The organism is Microcoleus sp. Pol17C6, from assembly GCF_036701145.1.
In the GTDB taxonomy this organism is placed as follows: Bacteria; Cyanobacteriota; Cyanobacteriia; order Cyanobacteriales; family Microcoleaceae; genus Microcoleus.
Genome location: NZ_JAUBQH010000014.1, coordinates 13,055 through 33,490 on the forward strand (window position 1 = coordinate 13,055; position 20,436 = coordinate 33,490).

Genomic DNA, 20,436 nt, shown 5'->3' on the forward strand with positions numbered 1-20,436 from the left:
GTGTAAAATCTAAATTCTCAAATCTTATATTTTAAATCCCTATGTCTTTCGTTGGTTTGCACATTCACAGCGATTATAGCTTACTAGATGGGGCGTCTCAGCTACAGCAGCTCGCAGAACGGGCGGTGGAATTGGGGATGCCCGCGATCGCCCTTACAGACCACGGGGTGATGTACGGGGCGATCGAACTAATCAAAGTTTGCCGAAATAAAAACATCAAGCCGATTATTGGCAATGAAATGTATGTCGTCAACGGCGACATTGAAGTAAAAGTTCGAGGTAGAAGAAAATACCATCAAGTTGTTTTAGCTAAAAATACCCAAGGTTATAAAAACCTCGTCAAACTAACCACAATTTCCCATTTAAAGGGAATGCCGGAAAGAGGTATTTTTGCCCGACCTTGCATCAACAAGGAACTGCTAAAACAATACTCCGAAGGTTTAATTGTCACCAGTGCTTGTTTGGGTGGCGAAGTTCCCCAAATGATTCTACAAAACAAGCTAGATGCTGCCCGTGAAGTAGCCACCTGGTATAAAGAAGTATTTGGGGAAGATTACTATATAGAAATTCAAGACCACGGTTCCCCGGAAGACCGGATTGTTAATGTTGAAATCGTCAAAATTGCCCGCGAACTCAAGATTAAAATAATTGCCACCAATGATTCTCACTATATTTCCTGCAACGACGTAGAAGCACACGATGCTTTACTCTGCATTAACACCAACAAACTGATTGAAGAAGACAAGCGGATGCGCTACAGCGGTACTGAGTATTTGAAGTCCGCAGACGAGATGGCGCAACTGTTTCGAGATCATTTGGATGATGAAACAATCAAAGAGGCGATAGAAAATACCCTAGAGGTCGCAAATAAAGTATCGAGATACGAGCTCACAGGAGAAGCTCGAATTCCCACAATCCCAATTCCTCCAGAACATACAGCCGATACTTATGTAGAAGAAATATCCTGGCTGGGACTCTTAGAACGCCTCAAAGCCCGCACCAGAAATGAAATCCCCCCAGTCTACAAACAAAGATTAGAATACGAACTGAAAATGCTTCAGCAGATGGGCTTTTCGGAATACTTTTTAGTAGTTTGGGACTACATAAAATATGCTAGAGACAACGATATCCCAGTAGGGCCAGGACGCGGTTCTGCCGCAGGTTCTCTAGTTGCCTACGTCCTCAAAATCACCAATATTGACCCCGTACACCACGGATTACTATTCGAGCGATTTCTCAATCCAGAACGCAAATCCATGCCAGATATTGATAGCGATTTCTGCATAGAAAGGCGAGACGACATGATTAAATACGTTACTGAAAAATATGGTAGCGACCGCGTAGCGCAAATTATTACTTTCAACAGAATGACATCAAAAGCTGTATTGAAAGATGTTGGGAGGGTGTTAGGTATTCCCTACAAAAAAGCCGACGAAATGGCAAAATTAATTCCTGTGTCCAGGGGAAAACCGGAAAAACTTAAAGTGATGATTTCCGATGACACACCTGCACAGGAATTTAAAGACAACTATGAAAATACAATTTGCATAAATGCAGAAACTGGTACTGAAGTCCCAGTTCGTCAGTGGATTGACATGGCAATTCGTATTGAAGGAACCAACAAAACCTATGGGGTTCACGCGGCCGGTGTGGTAATTTCTTCAGAGCCGTTGGATGAACTTGTACCGCTGCAAAAGAATAATGAGGGTGCTGTGATTACCCAATATTTCATGGAAGATTTGGAATTTTTGGGACTGCTAAAAATGGACTTTTTGGGATTGAAAAATTTAACAACGCTCCAGAAAACTGTTGATTATATTAAGCAAACCCAAAATCTAATTGTCGATCCAGAAATGCTACCTTCTGATATAGAGCGCAGAGCTCAAGAGACTTTTGGCAGAATCAAAAAGTTACCCGATGATGTAGATAAAACCTATAGACTTTTAGAAAGAGGAGATTTAGAAGGTATTTTTCAGTTAGAATCCTCTGGAATGCTGGATGTAGTGAAAAAACTCAAACCTTCGTGTCTGGATGATATTTCTTCTATTTTGGCACTTTACCGACCTGGGCCGCTGGATGCAGGTTTGATTCCTCAGTTTATTGACTGCAAGCACGGTAAAACAGTTGAGTACGATCATCCGCTATTAGAACCGATTTTAAAAGAGACTTACGGAACGCTTTGCTTTCAAGAGCAAATTATGCGGATGGCTCAAGATTTGGCGGGCTATTCTTTGGGTCAAGCTGACTTGCTGCGGCGCGCAATGGGCAAGAAGAAAGCTGATGAAATGCAGAAGCAAAAAGAAACGTTTATCGACGGCGCAACTAAGAATGGAGTCAGTCAAAGAATTGCTGATAAACTGTTCGCGCAGATGCTGCAATTTGCGGAATACTGTTTTAATAAATCCCATTCAATGGCCTATGCGTATATCACGTATCAGACGGCATATTTAAAGGCGAATTATCCTCTAGAATACATGGCTGCACTTCTGACTGCTAACAGGGGCGATCAGGATAAAGTACAGAAATATATTGCCAATTGTCTCAAGCTGGGTATTGAGGTTGAGCCGCCAGATGTTAATAGCTCGGAACTTACTTTTACACCGCTGCCCAAACTGATGACTGGATCTGCAAAGGATAAAATTTTGTTTGGAATTTCTGCGGTGAAAAATGTGGGAGAAGCGGCGATTGAAAATATTTTAGCGGCGAGGCAAGAAGGCGGTAAGTTTAAATCGCTGGCTGATTTGTGCGATCGCGTAAATCTCCATTCTGTCAACCGCCGCGCTTTAGAAGCATTAATTCAATGCGGTGCTTTTGATAAAATTGAACCCAACCGCAATCAATTAGTACACGACCTCGAAGGGGTTATTAAATGGGCGCAAGAGCGCAAAAGAGACCGAGAAAGCGGTCAAGGTAATCTTTTTGACTTGTTAGGTGCCAATAGCTTCGGGAAGTCGGTCAATACCTATGAGTCGGCGCCAAAATCTAAATTGGTACCAGATTATGAAAAACAGGAGAAATTGCGTTTAGAAAAAGAACTGCTTGGCTTTTATGTATCAGAACATCCCCTAAAGTTTCTCATGCAAGTAAACGAAGACCCCGATGTGGTGACTGTCGAACAGTTAGCAGATAAAAAGGGGAAAGTATCAGTTATTGTCATGATCAGCGCTATCAAAATGGTAGTGACAAAAAAAGGCGATGCGATGGCAATTTTGCAATTAGAAGATTTGACACATCAAATAAAAGCTGTTGTGTTCCCCAAGGCTTACGAACAAGTAAAGCCTTACATTGTAGAGAATGCTATCTTACAGATTAGTGGAAAAATTGAGAAAGATGGCGAGGAAATTCAGATAATTGTAGACACTGCAAAGCCGGTGGAAACAGTACAGGTTGCAGAGGAAATCGAGAGGGTTCAACTGCAGACACCAAACTCTTGGGCGACGGAACCGGAAACACCAAACTCTTGGTCTGCGCAACCGGAAACACAAAATTCTTGGGCGGCGGAACCAGTCAACGTTGTACGACCAACAAAACCTGTCGAAGTTTTAGAAATGGTGATTGTCAAGCTGACACCGCAGCAAGTACAAGACGGGAAAAAACTCAATTCTCTCAAAGCGATTTTACAAGAACTTTCCAATCGGGGAGAAGGTGCTAGCGTTTCTGTAGGAGGAATTGTTGTCGGTGAATATTCTTGTCAACCCGTTCGCATTAACCCTCAATTGTGGGTGCAAGATGGCGAGGGAACTGTTAGCCGTCTTAAGTCGGCTGGATTTGATGCTTGGGTTTTTCCTCTAGGCAATCGCGGGGATGCTGCGGTGTTTCGAGAAATGCGATCGCAACTTAATGTAAATTCTTGGGCCAGTCGTTTACTTCACCCTGACACCGATCGCCTTCACAAGTATGTCACTTATCTCGCCCAACTAAACAGACGCGCGCCAAACTAACACTTCGCCGCCATCCCCACCGGTGACTAAAGTTTGACCGTCAGGACTAAAAGCCACCGGATTGCACCCAGCCAGACTGCACAAACATTCTCCTGTTTCCAGGTTCCAGAGTTTAACCGTACCGTCTCGACTGCCGCTAGCCATAGTTTCGCGATCTGGACTAATCGCCACCGAAATCACCGCATCTGAATGCCCGATCAAAGTATTAATTAATTCCCCTGTATCGGCATTCCACAATTTAATAGTAGCATCGGCACTTCCACTGACAATCGTCTTTCCATCTTGACTAAATGCGATCGCATAAACCCAATCTGAATGACCGACAAAAGTCCGTATACTCTCCCCAATACCTACAAGCCACATCTTGATAGTTGTGTCAGCACTGCCGCTGGCAAGCATCATACTTTGAGGACGAAAACTAACAGATAAAACCTTGTCAGAATGTCCCGAAAGTTTTTGAACCAATTCTCCATTGCGCTGGTTCCACAATTTAATACTCTGGTCGCCGCTGCCACTCGCAATCGCTCCCGAGTCGCAACTAAAAGCCACCGAGTACACGGAGCCGTAGCGATGACTGTATGGCGAACCAAAATCGCTGTAAAATTCGCGAATCATCGCCTTTTTATCCAGCTTCCACTCAATCACTTTTCTGTCAAAACTGCCACTAACCAGCATTCTCCCGTCTGGGCTGATTGCCACAGCATCAACCGTTGCGGAATGGCCGAAAAAAGTATGGATGAATTCACCTGTTTGCAGGTTCCACAGCTTAATTGTTTTATCGTCGCTGGCGCTAGCGAGAATATTGCCTTGAGGATTAATAACCACAGCATTAACCGGGGCTGAATGGCCTTGGAGAATGCGCTCGCACCGCCAGTTATTAGAGGACAATAATCTCGGATTGCCAGCGGATGGTACAACATGAATCTTCTGGGGCGGCGCGGCCGAGACGGCGGTTGTTGTATTTGGCTGCGAGTTAGTTACTGGCGAATTAATAGCAATTTTGGCGGGCGAATTATAACAGATTTGAGAGCGGGGATATTGCCCAAATTTTACCAAGTCTTGCAATACTTCAGCAGCGGATTGATATCGCTCTCGTACTGAATCTTTGAGCAATTTATTCAAAATAGTTGCTAATTTTTGGCTGACTTTTATGCCTTTTTGCGCCAAGTGCGATCGCCAAATCCATTTGCATTCCAAAGCATCGAACAAATCCTTCAATACCGCCCCAGTTAGCAGGTGAATGCAGGTAACGCCCAAACTGTAAAGGTCGCTCGCCGGATACGCCTTGCCACTGCGAATTTGTTCGATCGGCGCATAGCCCGCAGTTCCAGTTATCGTCCCAGTTTGCGCCTCAGAAAAGCCGGTAATGTGCTTAGCAACTCCAAAATCAACTAGCACAAACTGACCCCCTCTGGCATTCCCCTGTACCGCAGGAGATTCAGCGACAATTAGCCCTTTCATACCAGCCGAAGATTGAGGTAAATTTGCCCCTCCTTTTCGTTTACCAGGAGTCGAGCTGGGATATGCCGCCCACAAGGTTTGGGGAGTTCTCCGCACAATATTTTCCGGCTTAATATCCCGATGAATTACCTGCTGCTCATGAACAAATTGCAAAACAGGCAACAAATTGATCAACAATTCCCAAATCTGTTCCTCGCTAAAAGCTCCCTGCTGCTGCAACTCCTGAAACAAATTATTTCCCTCGATTAACTCTTCCACAAGATACAGACGTTTGGCTTGTTCAAAAGAAGCCAGCAAACTTGGAATCTGCGGGTGTTCTCCGAGTTCGTGCAACCGGTGAGCTTCTTGTTTGAACAGTGCAGTTGCCTTTTCTAATTCAGCTTTTTCTTGAACTTGGGGGAAAAATTGTTTGATGGCGCAGGGAGTTTTCAACCTATCTTCATCGACAGCTAAAAAAGTTCTGCCAAATGTTCCTTCACCGATAGGTTGAATGGCGCGGTAACGCTCTTTCAGTAGCAATTTAGAGCCGCACGCCAGACAAAAATTGGTTGAGTCAGCATTCTGCGGCTTTTGGCAATGGGGATTGAGGCAATAGCTCATCTTTTTTCCGGCCTGGAGATTCCCACCACAGCTAAACTTAGCAACATGGTAGTCTGTTTCCACTCACGCCCAGAGCACCATTCTCGATAATACCTGAGAAACTTGCTTTCTTAACCCAAAATCTCGGCTCTCAGGTTGAGCCCGTGGCAAGAAACCAAGGTGAGGACACTAGAAGTGCTTGATGTGAGTTTCCATATATTCTAATGCTTTCCTAAAATTTTGCAGGTTGGCGGCTCACAAACTGGTATGTCAACAGTTAACTGGTAATTGCAGCTATTCGGGAGCATTTCTGCCCAGAGCAAATACAAGGCTGAGATGATCCCGGCTATTCTCCCCCGTCTAAAAGACCCTCTGGGTCCTCACCGCCCTTCTGTGAGGATGCTTTGGCTTTAATCACTGCTTCTCTAAAGCCTAAAACTAATAAAATATTGGCAAGTGTTAAGAATAATTCCGCAGAACCGTGCAGCCAATCGACATTTGCTAGGGATTCGTTGTAGGCCACTTTTGCGTAAATTGCGGCGGGAATCGTCACCGCTACAAAAACGAGAGTCCCGTAAAATCCCATCAGAGCTAAACGGGGTGTTTTTCCCGATCGCGTCAAAAACCAGAGAAATCCCAAGTAGGGAAATAGAGACAGAACAAATAAAGTTTCTTTGGAAATCATTAGTAATTGGTGAGCGACCAGATACTATGATAAATTAAAATATCAAAAATTATTGTTAATAATTTTTAACTTTTAATGTTGAGTTTTTAATATTTAATTAGACAGATGCACCCGTTTCTATCAAACCGCTATAGAATCACCCAAGACCATAGCTCTTAACCCAAGCCGCAGCAGGTTTGCAGTATTCAAAACCCCTCACCCACGCGGAGACAAAACCCGTAACTTTTCCCCTAACACCGTTTTTAGCATAACACATTTTTCACCGAGCCAGTCTGTCAATTGTCCCTCACTCCCAAGCTACCCAGCAATTAGAAATAGAGACGGTTCCAAAGTTTTCTGTCTGCTAGGCATCAAGCAAGCATCGTTCAAAACCTCTAAATTCAAGCCGTTATTTCTATCTGCTGCCAGAATTTCCTTCAGCTTAGCATCAAAATCAAAACACGGGCCACAATCCCAAACTTTGAGTTCCAACCGTCCGTTAAACACCCTAATTTCCAGTTGAACAGGAGTTTCTACTGGCAGATTTTTGTGAGCGTGGCGCACTGCATTACTGAAACCTTCAGCCAACGCCAACTGAAACTTACACCAAACCTCTTTGGGGATAGATAAATCTTTCAACTGCTCAAACCACAACAAAACTTGAGTTAAAGCATTCACATCTGTGTTGACTTGCAGGCTAATATGTTGAATAGAAGTTTCATGCAGCTCTTCTTGCTGCTCTGTTTCAGTCTGCCAATCCCAGGTATTTAATAAATTCATTAACCCATCTAAAACGCTAGCTTTTTTTATATTTTGGGATTGATTGCGACCTTCTACTTCGTAAGTTTTGCTCAGCGACAAACAATTTCGATTGTCGAGAGTCCGGGTGTAACTGAGCTCGTCTGCAATCTGCCACATGAGTTTGATCCCCCTGCCGCCTTCTGCAAGTTGATCTATGCTGTTGGACATCTATTTTCCTCGTCTGAAAGTATTAGCTGTACCCTATTTTCCCACCCGCCGAGACATTTGGTACTTTTTTTATACTTGCTGGCTCGGTATTATTTCGGGGATCATACAAAAATGCTATCTTTTTTAGAGAAGGCAGCGCATCAGCAATATGTCTTAAGAGTCTAAGCCAATTGGCTTATTTACCTATCGCCTGTACGGAGAACGATCGCCCTCGGCAGCAAAATCCAACTGCATCGATTACACATACTTATCCGTTGTCGGAGTCTGCCACTTGTCGCAGCCGTCGCCAGCTCCAGAATCCCTGGTATTGAGGGACTCCGGCCGTTCGCCGTTCGCTGGAAGGGAGCCTTGAGGTGCGGGCTTTCATCCCCAAGGCGTAAGTAATATCGGTGAGCGCGATCGAACCTTACACCGTCGATTCACGTCCATCCACTAGACTAGGACTTACGCAAACAACCCAGTTTCTGCTTAGAATATTGGGTTTGACAGCGAGGAATTAACGAGGAAACCGGGTTTTTGGTCTCCCGCACGTAAGTCCAGCAGACAAATCGGTGTTGACATCCTCACCGGGCTTACGCCACGGTGATTCCAAGAATCACTTCTTAGATCTTTCTGCTTCATCGCAACTGCCATCAGACTTATGCCTATCCGGTCTTACGTTCGCTCCACAGACTTTCACCGCAAGCCCTGCGGCAAGAATGTTTTGTGCGGCGTTGATATCTCGGTCATGGTGTGCGCCACAATTCGGGCAGTCCCATTCACGAATATTCAACGGCAGTTTTTCAACGATGTGACCACACTTGCCGCATCGCTTAGAACTCGGAAACCATCGGTCAATCTTGACCAGCGTGCGACCGTACCAGTCACATTTGTATTCAAGTTGCCTGACCAACTCACCCCAACTTGCGTCAGTGATAGAAAGAGCAAGCTTCCGATTCTTGACCATATTCTTGAGGGCCAAATCTTCGACGGCAATCGTTTGATTTTCACGTACCAATCGAATCGTCAGCTTGTGAATAAAATCCTTTCTTGCATCAGCAATTTCTTGATGCACCTTTGCGACGAAGAGCCGTGCTTTGTGGCGATTGTTCGACCCTTTCTGCTTTCGACTCAATGCCTTTTGAGCTTTCTTGAGTTTGTGGCGTTTTGCATTAAAGCCTTTGGGATTGGCAATCTTTTCACCGTCACTCAAAGCAACCAGACTTGTGATACCCAAATCAATCCCAATCTCATTGCAGCATTTCGGCAATGGTTCAATCTCAACATCCACCAGCAAGGAAACTGTCCATCTTCCAGCAGGCGAGAGCTTCACCGTGATAGTTGTTGGTGTTGCGCCTTTGGGCAACTCTCGACTCCAACGAATCGGCAACGGCAAGGAACTCTTGGCAAGGAACACTTGCCCGTTTCTGAACTTGAAGGCAGACTTGGTAAACTCTGCACTCCCACCGTTTCGTTTCTTCTTGAAGGTTGGATATTTCGCCCGTCCCTCAAAGAAATTCGAGAACGCTTTCTGAAGATGTCTCAATCCTTGCTGCAATGGTACACAGCTAACCTCATTGAGAAATTGCAAATCATCTTGCTTTTTCCATTCAGTCAACAATGCCGAAGTATCGCTGTAACCGACTCGTTTTTTCTCGTCGTACCAAGCCTGTGTTCTCACAGCAAGGGCGCGATTGTAGACCAAACGAGTACAGCCCATCGTGCGTCTGAGCAAGGTTTCTTGCTCAGGCGTGGGATAGAAGCGGTACTTAAAGGCTCTCTGTGTCATGTCTCACATTATAGCAATTATTCCGTGAGATATGTAGGTTCTAATGTAAAGCCGTGCTAGAAGCACGGGGTTTCCACCCACAATTTTCGATGAAAGGCAGTTACAGGACTTACCCAGACTATGACCCAAATCAAACTCAAAATTCTGACTGCAGCGATAATGCTACTCCCATTTTGCGCCGCACTTCCCTTACAAGCTCAAAATCTGTCTCTAGTCAAGCGGCTGTTAGAAACCAGAGGATGTCCCGGATGCGACTTATTTGGCGCTTCCTTGAGCCGTGCAGATTTGTTTGGCGCTTCCTTGAGCCGCGCCACTCTCAGCAGGGCCGACTTAGTTGATGCCGACTTGACTGCGGCTGACTTAATGGAAGCTAATTTAAACAACGCCAACATGAGAAACGCCTTTTTGGCTGACGCCGACCTCAGCAAAGCCGACATGAGCAGGGCAGACATCAGGGGAGCCAACTTAGAAAATGCCAACCTCAGCGAGAGTTTTCTGCGAGACGCATCGCTCCAGTTGGCTAATTTAAAATGCAGTAATTTGAGCGCCGCTAAACTAAGTAGAACCGACCTGAGAAATGCCGATTTAAGCGGTGCAAATCTCAGGGGCGCCGACCTCCAAGAAGCCGATTTAAGCGGTGCAAATCTCAGCGGTGCCGACCTTAGATCTGCCGACTTGAGGGATGCGAGATTGAACAAAGCTAATCTCACAGATGCCAATCTCTGCGGCGCCCGGATGCCGAACAGAAAAACATCTCGGCGAGGCTGCGAAGTTAAGAAAGAACAAGCTATAAGCACGAACAATTACTGCAATTATTGCTATGCCTTAAATGACTGGTGGCTGAATGTATTAAGGTTTTACTAAGCGATATCATCGGGATAACTTCTCTACTTTAGATATGTACAGTGAGAAGAGCGAGCAGGCGGTACAGATATCAAACTTAACCTGTTACCGCCAATAGCTTTTATCTACTTTGAAGAACCTAAAAATTGGCTCAGTATTTGCAGATATTCTGCGCCCCCGATCTGTGCCACATTAGTGTGACCTCCATCAGGAACTATGTACAACTGTTTGGGCTCAGGTGCTGCCTCAAACATTTTTTTGCTCATTTCCACTGGAACTACATTGTCAGCAGTCCCGTGAATAAACAGCACGGGCATTTGCAGGCGATCGACTTTTGAAAGAGAATCAAACCGCTGTGTCAGCAAAACATCGATCGGAAACATCCAAAACAGCCCTTTTTGGAAATTCACCATCGCCCGCGTCGAAGTAAAAGAGCCTTCTACAATTACCCCTGCCGCCTCCGGGTGACGCACCGCTAGATCGATCGCGATCGCCCCTCCCAAAGAATGACCGTAGATATAAATTTGATTCGGGTTAATCCCGCGCTGTTTCACCAAATAATCCCAAGCAAGTTGAGCATCCTCATAAACCTGAGATTCACTCGGAAAATCGCCCTGGCTTTTTCCATAACCACGATAATCCATCACAAATACCGACAAACCTAATCGATGAAATCGATAAGCGTGTTCGACATTTGCTCCCACATTTGAAGCATTGCCGTGCAGGTACAAAACTACCCCCCCTGACCCCCCCTTGTTAAGGGCGGGAACCGCAGCGATGGCCCGTTTGTCACTTTGGGGCGTAGCCAGAAACGACTTCCCCTTTCTTGCTTCACCCCTTGCTAAGGGGGGGCTGGGGGGATTTTCCGAGGCAGGAATCCACCACCCGTGCACGCTGTCCACCGCGCCTGTTTTAGTTGGAATTGGCAGCCAGACATCTTGATATTTCAACTGAAAATCATCTGGCGTAGTTTCGATCGCCCGCGCAGGAAAAAAGATAAACTTACCTTGCGCTACAAATAGGAATACACAAGCAGCAGAATAAGCAACGGCAAAAACTATCCCAAAAGCTATTAGCGATTTAGACAAAAGGAATACTAGCAAATTGTTCATAGATAGAGCACGCGGGAAAGTAGAGATCGCTCAAAAGCTAATGGCAAATAATTAATTCAGACAATTAGCCAAGATCGATTACTAACTTCCGCCGCAGCATTCCGCCGATTTTCAAAAATTAATGCAATTCCGGGTGGTGTAAGTGCCAATTCGTAGACTGTTCGTAAGCGTGAGCCACTTGAAACAACCGAGATTCTTGCAAAACATTACTAATCAGTTGTATACCCACGGGCAGTCCTTTATCATCAAATCCGCAGGGCAAACTCAAAGCTGGCAAACCAGCAAGATTCACGGGAATAGTCATCAAATCTGACAAATACATACTCAGGGGGTCATTGAATTTTTCGCCTGCCTTAAATGCGGTAGTAGGAGCAGTGGGACAGACTAAAACATCAACTTGAGAAAAAGCTTTTTCAAAGTCTTCTTTAATCAAAGTCCGAACTTTTTGAGCTTTTAGATAATAGGCATCGTAATATCCAGCCGACAATACGTAAGTGCCGATCGCAATCCGGCGTTTAACTTCCGCACCGAACCCTTGAGAGCGGGTTTTGGCATACATATCCAAAAGATTATCGGGATCTGGAGATCGGAAACCGTACTTGACTCCATCATATCGCGCCAAATTTGCCGAAGCTTCGGAGGGAGCAATGATGTAGTAAGTGGGCAAACCGTAGCGGAAGCGGGGACAAGAAATGACTTGAATTTCGGCGCCCAATTGTTGAAATTGCTCGATCGCCTTAGTAACAGCGTCTTTAACCCCCGAGTCCAGCCCTACACCAAAAGTTTCTTTAATTACACCAATTCTAATCTGACCCTTCGGTCGCAAACTGGGTCTTAAAGCTTGAGCGTAGTCAGGAATTGGGACATTAAGACTCGTGGAATCTCTCGGATCATAACCGGCGATCGCCCCCAACAAAATCGCCGTATCCTCAACAGTCCGGCCAAAGGGCCCGATTTGATCGAGAGAAGAAGCATAGGCCACCAAACCGTAGCGAGAAACCAACCCATAAGTCGGTTTCAGCCCCACTAACCCGCAAAAAGCAGCAGGTTGGCGGATCGAGCCCCCAGTATCCGAACCCAAACTCACGACGCATTCTCCAGCGGCCACTGCTGCGGCAGAACCGCCAGAAGACCCTCCGGGCACGCGCTCCAAGTCCCAAGGATTCGCGGTAACTTGATAAGCAGAAGTTTCTGTCGAGCTCCCCATTGCAAACTCGTCCATATTCGCCTTACCCACAATCACCGCACCGGCTGCTTGGAGTTTGGAGACGACGGTTGCATCGTAGGGAGGGACAAAATTCTCCAAAATCCGAGAGGCGCAGGTTGTGGGAACGCCCTCGGTACACATATTGTCTTTAACGGCGATCGGGATGCCGGCCAACAGGCCAATTTGCTCTCCGGCTGCGATTTGGGCATCCACTTTATGGGCCTGCGCCAGTGCGCTGTCTGCTGTCACGCACAGAAAGCTTTTCAACTTCGGCTCTAGCTGGGTAATTCGGTCTAATGCTTCTTGAGTAATTTCCACAGCAGAGCGTTCTTTATTGACCAGTTGTCGGTGCAACTCGCGGATGGATGCCATGCTCGTACCTTTATCATTTCTACTTTGAGACAATACAGTTAATATAACTGGCAATTGTACCTGCTTACAGCCCGAAGGCAAAGTCGGCTATTTTTGTGGCGAAAGTTCGAGCCTCGAAGAGGGTTCCGCTAACGCGCGATCGGTCATTTTATCTACAATAGATTAAATTCCCCAAATCCCACCGAACACAAAATAGCGATCAAGTTTTTTACCTAATCTTTTAACAAACCAAGAATGCAACTGTATCAGGACTGATGCAAAAAGTAGTTTGATGCGAGATTTATATAAGTAAGGGGTAATGTGTGCAGTGCGACCCTACATAATTATGTTCTGCCTCCAAGAATGTGTATGCAAGATCACAATCATTAGGAAATCAGTCATTCCCAATTCTGTAATCTAAATTTTAAAATATTATAACCCAGCTTATATTTGACGAAACTTAGTAGTTATGGGATAAAAAAATGTATATAAAATACACTACTTCTATATTCTTACTGTTTTATTTCGGCAAATCTATTTATATAAAATTAAATATGTACTAATAATATAGTACCAATTTTGTGAGAAATAATTTATTTTTAAAGACATATATTGAAGCATCTGTAGCTGAGTTTGGACGAGATTACTCCCCTCCTGGCTATCCAGAAAAAATCAACTAAAAATAAAAACTTACTACAAATATAATATTAGATTATGACAGCACATCCCCTAATAATTATAACCAGATTATGAAGGGCAATTTTTAGTCAAAAATTACTGAAAGTTATCAGTCAGCCGAGTGAATTAATGGCGGCTGCGCGATCAAAGAAAATAGCGATCGACCTTTTCCCATACAGGCCCATTGTGCCAGGGGTTAAAAAGCCTGTCAGAAATCTGGGGCTCACAAAAAAGCTCGAAACGCTCACCGCCACGCCGAGGTATCCTGTTGCGCGCACCTGCAAAAAAAACAGCAGTCCTTCCTCAAGTGCGACTAGCTGCGTGCATCTCGGGTAAAAAAAGCTACTTATTTGCCCGAACGATCCCCAGGAAAATAATTTCATCCGGAATTATCCCCAAAACCAAAGATATATGGTAAGAAGTTCCCGATGCCCCGTTGGAGGAATGCCACCTAAAGCTCACTTAGAATCCCACCTGACGGCAGAGGAACTCAAAATTCGCTACCGGCAGGCACAAAACACCACAGAGTCGCGCCGCTGGCACTTGCTGCTGTTAGTTTCCCGAAATTGGACTATCAAACAAGCAGCCCAAGTCGTAGGCCTCAACTACGACTACGCCAAAGAAATTGTCCAGCGCTACAACCGAGAAGGGCCTAACTCTGTGAGAAACCGCAGCGGAGACCGCCAGCCCCCTCCTGCGAAATCCTTGCTAAATCCTGAACAGCAAGAAGAACTGCGACAAGCGCTGCAAGGCCCTGCCCCCGACGGCGGAGACTGGACAGGCCCCAAAGTAGCTCGCTGGATTGCCGAAAAAATCGGTAGCGATCATGTCTGGCCCCAACGCGGTTGGGATTACCTCAAGCGGTTGGGTGCTGACTGGCGACGGCGGCGCAAAAAGTAGATAGTTCCCAATATTTAAAGGGGGTTGATTGCTTTGGTGCGATCGCTCCCTTTATTTTGGTTATTTTGCCACATTGGGGCGATCAAAACCATTTTAGATTTTAGATTTTAGATTTGTTCTTCAATCTAAAATCTAAAATCTAAAACCATTTGACTGATGTAACAATAGCTGCTTATATTGAATGTGGTGGTGTTGAGGATGTTAAATATGCGAGATATTAGGTGTTTTTTGTCGATCGCCAACAAGATGGCGGCAGTAGTAGCCGGCATTGGACTGGTTCAGATGTTAACCATCGCAAGTTCATTCTCTCAATCATCTAACCCGCGTTCGCTAGACGAACTCTACAAAATTCGCGATCGGCTGATCACCGAATTAGAACAACCCTCCTCTCCCTCCCCAGAACCAACCATCCTCTCCGGCTTAGTTCCCTTCGCCGCCAATCCTCAAGAACAACTGCTACAGCAGTTGCAATCGGTAGAAGCTCAAATATTAGTAGAACAGAGGGCTAAGGACGACTTACAGCAAGCAGTCCGTTTAGCCAACAGAGCCGTAGAAACTAAACGGCAGCCAAATCAGTCGATCGCATCTTCGCAGCAAACTCAATTTTTTTGGAACCAGGCCCTCAACAACTTGCAGGAAGTTCCTCAAAATTCATTTGTAGCTTCGCTCACTGCCTCAAAAACTCAAGAATACCGGGAAAATTTAACAGCAGCAACCTCTCAAGTGCAGCAAGCAAAATCTGATTTTTTGGGTGCGCTTGCCCGGGAAAGCGGTTTGTCGGCTCAAGCTTCGATCGGTGTTTGCAACCTTTCTAGAGAATGCGTAAACCTGCGGGGCGATGTACCTCCAGCCAGTCCAGCCAGCTTAATTAAATTGCCGATTGCTGTTGCCCTGATGCAAAAAGTCGAAAAAGAAAAAATTAGTCTGAATCAGGAAGTATTAGTCAGTCGCGGTAATTTCACCGAAGACGCATCGGCAAAGATTAGGTCCAATCGCAATTACCCGCTACAGCTACTGTTAGAAGAAATGATCTATCGCAGCAGCAATATCGCCACCAATCAACTAATCGATTATTTGGGATCGGATTACATCAATCAATATTTAGATAATAGCGGCTACGAAGTCACCCGCGTCAACTTCAAGTTGATGGGGGAAAGAATTATGCCCTCCAACCCCGGTTCTGGTCGCAACCGCCTGACTGCTAACGAACTCACCGAAATGATGGTGCAAATTTACAACGGCGAAACACCCGGTGCTAAACTATTAATAGAAACTCTCAACCGCCAGTACGATCACGCTCTGGGATTTGCCGCGTTACAAGGAACTAAAGCTCAGTGGTTGGGCGAAAAAACAGGCCAAAATTCGCGGGTACTAGGCACAACTTTAGCGATGAGCATTGACGACGAGGCCTATGTGATTACTGTGATTGACAGCCGCAGCGGCGAGCTACAAATGCGCCAGTCTATTTCTAAAATTGCCGATTACATTGTCCGAAACCCCAACTTTTAAGCAATAAAAAATGGAAAAGCTACTATGAACTATAGAAGATTTTAATCATTAGTACAGGACTTACGCTGCATTGGTTCTATTTTTACACTATCTGTAGTAGTAAGCTACTTCTGGCCCACGCTACAAGTAGAGTCTGTGCGTAAGTCCTGTAGAATGTAAAAAAGGAGTGCAATGTTCGACTTCTGGGTGGGAATTTGGTAGTTTCAAGACCTACATCTAGTTCCGGGTGCTACACTACATGGATTGTATAGCGTTTTTATTTGACATATATAATTAAAACCTTTGTCAAATAAGGCTTTTAGCGCTTTTGATGTGGACAACCCATTTGAAAGCGCTATATCTGTAAAAAATTTGGAAAACTTTTTGTAACTTAAGATGTTTGAGTTGCGCTTAGTACGCGATTGAAGTATAGAGGATTGAGAAAATGGCTAGCACTCCCAAAGATTCGGCTGATTTGTTGACAGTTATTTCCTCAATCGTAGTTGCCCTTATAGGAGCGGCTCCACCTCTAACCCAAGCCTTAAAAACATATATAGATGATTTAAAAACACAAGGTTATTTAGATAATTTGCCCTTCACAATCCTCAAAATAGAGCGACATACTGCTGCCCCTAAAAATTGGTTAGGGCTAAGGAGGTTTATAATTTTTTATATAATTTTGTCTATTTTATTCATTACGTTCTTCAGCGTAAACTTCTCTAAGTTTTATAGGTGGATTTCCATTACTTCATTAATTTTTTGGTTGTGCTTCTTTATTACGTACATCCAAGCCTTGAGAAGGATGGGGAGTCAGTCGGAAAAGGTGAAACTCGTTTATTTTAAATCAGCCAGCATAGTAATTGTAGCTAAAAAGGTGGAGGATAATATTAAATTTAGAGAGAGCGTAATAATTCAGTGCATCAACGCTCTCCAAATACTCAAAGTTCAGGCAATTGAGTTAGATAGCGAACTTGGCTTTATCTCAGCGACTACATATAAAAACCTGCTTTACCCTTTTGGAGGTAAATTTACCGTTCAAATTGAAAACCTTGAAAATACTTCCAATCTAAATAGATTAAGGCTAACTGTTCGCTATGATGACTTTTCTTTTGAAAATAGTCCGACAATTATCGGCTCTATGAGATTGAATTCGTTCATTAGACAATTTGGAAGTATCTAAGCCGACCGCTCTCACCGATCGCCACAGTGGCACTGCAGCCAATTGCCAGACGGCTCACCTGGCAAAAACCCATTCTTCCCCAGAACTAAACTGCCCCATGCAGAACGGCGGACGGTGGCGAGCGTGGTAGTTGGCAATACCATCATAGTGCTACGGGGCAATAAAAACGAGGAAGTTCAACTTGCAGAATCAATTCCCCAGAACTGGCTCAAGGGAAAGCGCCGAATCATGAGTTTGCTCTCGTAAGCTAAGTTGCACTATTTCATTATCTTTGAGGGGGGCGCAATGCGCTTGCCATAGAGGATGCAGCACAAAAGCGCCTCGCGTGGCACTTTTACTTAACCTACGGCTTAACTTGCTAGGATTGTTCAGATACCTCAATTGGGCTTACTCATCTGGGACTTAGGATGCGAGCGCAAAAATATGACTTACACTTGATAACTTAGTCAGGACTAAAGCCGCTGGCACATGGTGACGAGTGCGATCGCCTGTGCCTCTGGGTTAGTGTAGTAAACGTATTTGCGCCAATAAGAGCCGTTGCTTATTAGTAATAAATAATTCTTATTGCTAATCACCCCTCAAGTAAAGAAGATTTAGGGATGGAATTCGCGATCGCACTCTCCACGCTCCAAAAACAGTTCCGGCTTTCACTCTCAATTCTTCTGACATTTGTAAGCCCTGATAGTATTAACTTAGCACCTCCTTCGCTCGAGTAATGAGAAAATGCCGCATCAAAAACTCAGTGTTTCCGTCAAAGGCAAAGGATTTCCTATTCTCTGCTTGCACGGCCATCCCGGTTCCGGCGATTGTATGTCGGTATTTACAGAACACCTATCAAAGCGGTTCCAGACGATCGCCCCAGACTTGCGCGGCTACGGCAACAGCCGCACCTCAACTTTCTTTGAAATGACCGATCATCTGGTCGATTTAGAAGCACTATTAGACAGATTAGGAGTCGATCGGTCTTTGGTAATCGGATGGTCTTTGGGAGGGATTTTAGCCCTGGAATTAGCCATGAAATATCCCCAGCGAGTCACCGGTTTGATTCTCCTTGCATCCGCAGCCAAACCACGAGGAAGTCACCCTCCCATCTCTTGGCAAGATAACCTTTACACCGGTTTAGCCGGAATTATCAATTGGGCGATACCCGGTTGGCAGTGGAATATTGATACTTTTGCTAGGCGATCGCTCTTTCGCTACTTGATACAGCAGCATAACGCCACCCCTTACCGCTACTTAGCACAGGCAGGTACCCCCGCCTACCTTAAGACTTCCAACACGGCCACCAAGGCGTTAAATACCGCTCTGAGGGCTGGATACGATCGACTGATCCACCTGGGCGACATTCAATGTTCCAGCTTGGTGTTGGCCGGAGAGGGCGATCGGCACATCACCTCAGCATCCAGTTTAGAAACCGCCCGCCACCTCCACGATTGTCAGTGGCAGTGCTATCCCAATACAGCCCACTTGTTCCCTTGGGAAATTCCTGATCGGGTACTCGCAGACATCGATCGCTGGATTGAGAGTCACCCCGAAGCAGTTGGCAATTGCGAGTGTTGAGTTTTGAGTTTGTCACAAGCAATTTATCACGCAACACTCAAGAGTTTTGAAGTTCTAACTCACAACTCAAAACCGCACAGCGTTGCGAGGGAAGCGTAGCCCTCTCAAAACTCAAAATTCCCCCTGCTTCTACTGACCGCTCAAAACCGGCCACAGCCCTCCATCACCAAGCTTTCCCAAATCTTCTGCAACAGTTAAAGTAATTGGTTTGCAGCGGTGAATCGAAACACTAACACCTTCTGCCCCTTCATTTTCTATGTCTTCTACATATCCTGCTTTTGCAGCTTCCGCCTCTCCATCGGTTAAGAACGGGCCAAAATAGTAAATGCACCGCGGCGCTGAAGTTTTAACTTCAACCCACCAAGCCAATCCGAAAAAGTTGAGCAAGCTAATCAAGAATTCTTTCATCTGCTTTTCTAATGTATTTGACGGTGTTTTTAGGGTGCTGCGAACACGCCTAGGCTTTTGTTATTTACACGTGGCTGACTGCTACCAAGAACCGCTCCAAACCTATTTAAATATATCTAAATAGATTTGTGTCGAATTCCTGTTTGAACCTAGGGGCTAGGCCCCTTATACTTTCGCAGGAACAAGTAATGACAGTTGATCGGCTATCTTTACTTGTTCAAGGTGTGGTGCCACCCCTTTCTGGGTGGCATTCACAATAAACTACTCTGTTGTGCTCTTTTTTTCAACCACCTTTACGATCCGTGTACATGAAACTTTTTGGGCCCGCGCTGACGGTAAATTTCGTATAAAGCCATCCCGGTTGCTACCGAGACATTAAGGCTAGGAGTATTACCCCTTAAAGGAATTGAAACTAATCCGTCACATCCGCGCTGTATCAAAAGGCTCAAACCGTCAGCTTCACCACCCACCACTAAAACAGTGGGCCCGGAGAACTTGACTGTCTCTATAGATTGACCGACGCCTGCTGCAGTGCCATAAATCCAGAATCCAGCCTCTTTGAGTTCTTCCAGCGCCCGATTAAGATTGACAACCCTCGCCACGGGCAGGCTTTCCAATGCCCCTGCTGCCACTTTTCTTACTGCCGAGGTAATCCCAACAGCCCGCCGCTGCGGAATCACCATGCCCTGAGATCCCAATGCTTCTGCGGTGCGAATAATCGCCCCTAGATTGTGCGGGTCGTTGAGTCCTTCTGCTACCACAATTACTGGATCTTCGCAAGCCGACTTAGCCTTGGCGATCAGTTCGCTCAAATCCAGGTATTCGTAGGCTGATACTTGAGCGGCTACGCCTTGGTGGTTTGCTTTGCGCGTGATGTAGTCGAGGCGCAAATCGTCAACTTCGTCAATGATGCTGCCGTTGGCTTTGGCTTCGGTTAGCAAGCTATGAAAGCGGGGATCGTAGCGCAGGTGCGGAACAACCCAGATCCGGTTGAGGACTTGGTTTGTTTCTAAAGCTGCTTGCACCGCATGGCGGCCGTAAATCATGTCGTCTGTGTCTGCGTCTGGTTGCACGACTGTATTTGAGGCACTGTCAACAGGGCGAGTGTCTCTGTCTTTATCTCTGTCTCTGAAATGGTTGCCCCGGAATTCCTGCGGGCTATTGTCTTTGTCTCTGTCTTTGTAATAATTGCCCCTGGATTCCTGGGGGCTGCTGTCTCTGTCTCTGTCTCGGAAATTGTTGCGGGCCGGCTGGGGGCTGCTGTCTCTGTCTCTGTCTCGGAAATTGTTGCGGGCCGGCTGGGGGCTGCTGTCTCTGTCTCTGTCTC

At 45.5% G+C, this 20,436-nt stretch carries 15 protein-coding genes; 6 read left to right on the forward strand and 9 right to left on the reverse strand.

The window, feature by feature from the left end; translation table 11 throughout:
* The first annotated feature begins 41 nt into the window (after window positions 1-41).
* Window positions 42-3,941, forward strand: a complete 3,900-nt coding sequence (locus tag QUA25_RS09500) for a DNA polymerase III subunit alpha (protein WP_333037215.1) — start codon at window positions 42-44, stop codon at window positions 3,939-3,941.
* Here QUA25_RS09500 and QUA25_RS09505 read toward each other — a convergent pair.
* The 4 genes from QUA25_RS09505 to QUA25_RS09520 all read right to left on the reverse strand — a co-directional run bounded on the left by QUA25_RS09505 (window position 3,918) and on the right by QUA25_RS09520 (window position 9,382).
* Entirely contained in the window at window positions 3,918-6,002 is a 2,085-nt protein-coding gene (locus QUA25_RS09505) for a serine/threonine-protein kinase (protein ID WP_333037216.1), read from the reverse strand. The two genes, QUA25_RS09500 and QUA25_RS09505, sit on opposite strands and share 24 nt — an antisense overlap.
* Window positions 6,003-6,327: 325 nt before the next feature.
* The gene (locus QUA25_RS09510) at window positions 6,328-6,666 is read right to left on the reverse strand and encodes a DUF3593 domain-containing protein (RefSeq protein WP_333037217.1); all 339 of its coding nucleotides are present in this window, start codon (window positions 6,664-6,666) and stop codon (window positions 6,328-6,330) included.
* Between the two features lie 297 nt (window positions 6,667-6,963).
* Window positions 6,964-7,614 (reverse strand): ATP-binding protein, encoded by a 651-nt coding sequence (locus tag QUA25_RS09515; RefSeq protein ID WP_333037218.1) that lies wholly within the window; start codon window positions 7,612-7,614, stop codon window positions 6,964-6,966.
* 595 nt (window positions 7,615-8,209) lie between these two features.
* Entirely contained in the window at window positions 8,210-9,382 is a 1,173-nt protein-coding gene (locus QUA25_RS09520; protein ID WP_333037219.1) for an RNA-guided endonuclease TnpB family protein, read from the reverse strand.
* Window positions 9,383-9,502: 120 nt separating this feature from the next.
* Between QUA25_RS09520 and QUA25_RS09525 the strand changes: the two genes are divergently transcribed.
* On the forward strand, window positions 9,503-10,246 hold the full coding sequence (locus QUA25_RS09525) for a pentapeptide repeat-containing protein (protein ID WP_333037220.1): 744 nt from the start codon (window positions 9,503-9,505) through the stop codon (window positions 10,244-10,246).
* Between the two features lie 104 nt (window positions 10,247-10,350).
* On the opposite strand, the gene QUA25_RS09530 is transcribed toward QUA25_RS09525, so the two are convergent.
* On the reverse strand, window positions 10,351-11,337 hold the full coding sequence (locus QUA25_RS09530; protein ID WP_333037221.1) for an alpha/beta fold hydrolase: 987 nt from the start codon (window positions 11,335-11,337) through the stop codon (window positions 10,351-10,353).
* Window positions 11,338-11,455: 118 nt separating this feature from the next.
* Window positions 11,456-12,916 carry an Asp-tRNA(Asn)/Glu-tRNA(Gln) amidotransferase subunit GatA gene (gene gatA, locus QUA25_RS09535; RefSeq protein ID WP_333037285.1) on the reverse strand — a complete coding sequence of 487 codons (1,461 nt, stop codon included), beginning with the start codon at window positions 12,914-12,916 and terminating at the stop codon, window positions 11,456-11,458.
* 1,101 nt (window positions 12,917-14,017) lie between these two features.
* Between gatA and QUA25_RS09540 the strand changes: the two genes are divergently transcribed.
* The 3 genes from QUA25_RS09540 (at window position 14,018) to QUA25_RS09550 (ending at window position 17,141) form a co-directional block, all read left to right on the forward strand.
* A complete protein-coding gene (locus QUA25_RS09540) occupies window positions 14,018-14,473 on the forward strand; it encodes a helix-turn-helix domain-containing protein (protein ID WP_039886916.1) in 456 nt (151 codons plus the stop codon).
* A gap of 207 nt (window positions 14,474-14,680) precedes the next feature.
* On the forward strand, window positions 14,681-15,982 hold the full coding sequence (locus tag QUA25_RS09545; protein WP_333037222.1) for a serine hydrolase: 1,302 nt from the start codon (window positions 14,681-14,683) through the stop codon (window positions 15,980-15,982).
* 424 nt (window positions 15,983-16,406) lie between these two features.
* Window positions 16,407-17,141, forward strand: a complete 735-nt coding sequence (locus QUA25_RS09550) for a hypothetical protein (protein ID WP_333037223.1) — start codon at window positions 16,407-16,409, stop codon at window positions 17,139-17,141.
* Window positions 17,142-17,152: 11 nt separating this feature from the next.
* Here QUA25_RS09550 and QUA25_RS09555 read toward each other — a convergent pair whose 3' ends face one another.
* The gene (locus QUA25_RS09555; RefSeq protein ID WP_333037224.1) at window positions 17,153-17,287 is read right to left on the reverse strand and encodes a hypothetical protein; all 135 of its coding nucleotides are present in this window, start codon (window positions 17,285-17,287) and stop codon (window positions 17,153-17,155) included.
* A 577-nt stretch (window positions 17,288-17,864) separates the two neighbouring features.
* On the opposite strand from QUA25_RS09555, the gene QUA25_RS09560 reads away from it, so the two are divergent.
* A complete protein-coding gene (locus QUA25_RS09560; RefSeq protein ID WP_333037225.1) occupies window positions 17,865-18,701 on the forward strand; it encodes an alpha/beta hydrolase in 837 nt (278 codons plus the stop codon).
* A 129-nt stretch (window positions 18,702-18,830) separates the two neighbouring features.
* On the opposite strand, the gene QUA25_RS09565 is transcribed toward QUA25_RS09560, so the two are convergent.
* Window positions 18,831-19,109, reverse strand: coding sequence for a DUF1816 domain-containing protein (locus QUA25_RS09565; protein ID WP_333037226.1), 279 nt, complete (start codon window positions 19,107-19,109; stop codon window positions 18,831-18,833).
* Between the two features lie 293 nt (window positions 19,110-19,402).
* Window positions 19,403-20,436: 23S rRNA (guanosine(2251)-2'-O)-methyltransferase RlmB (gene rlmB, locus QUA25_RS09570; RefSeq protein WP_333037227.1), on the reverse strand; the 1,034-nt coding region annotated here is incomplete at its 5' end.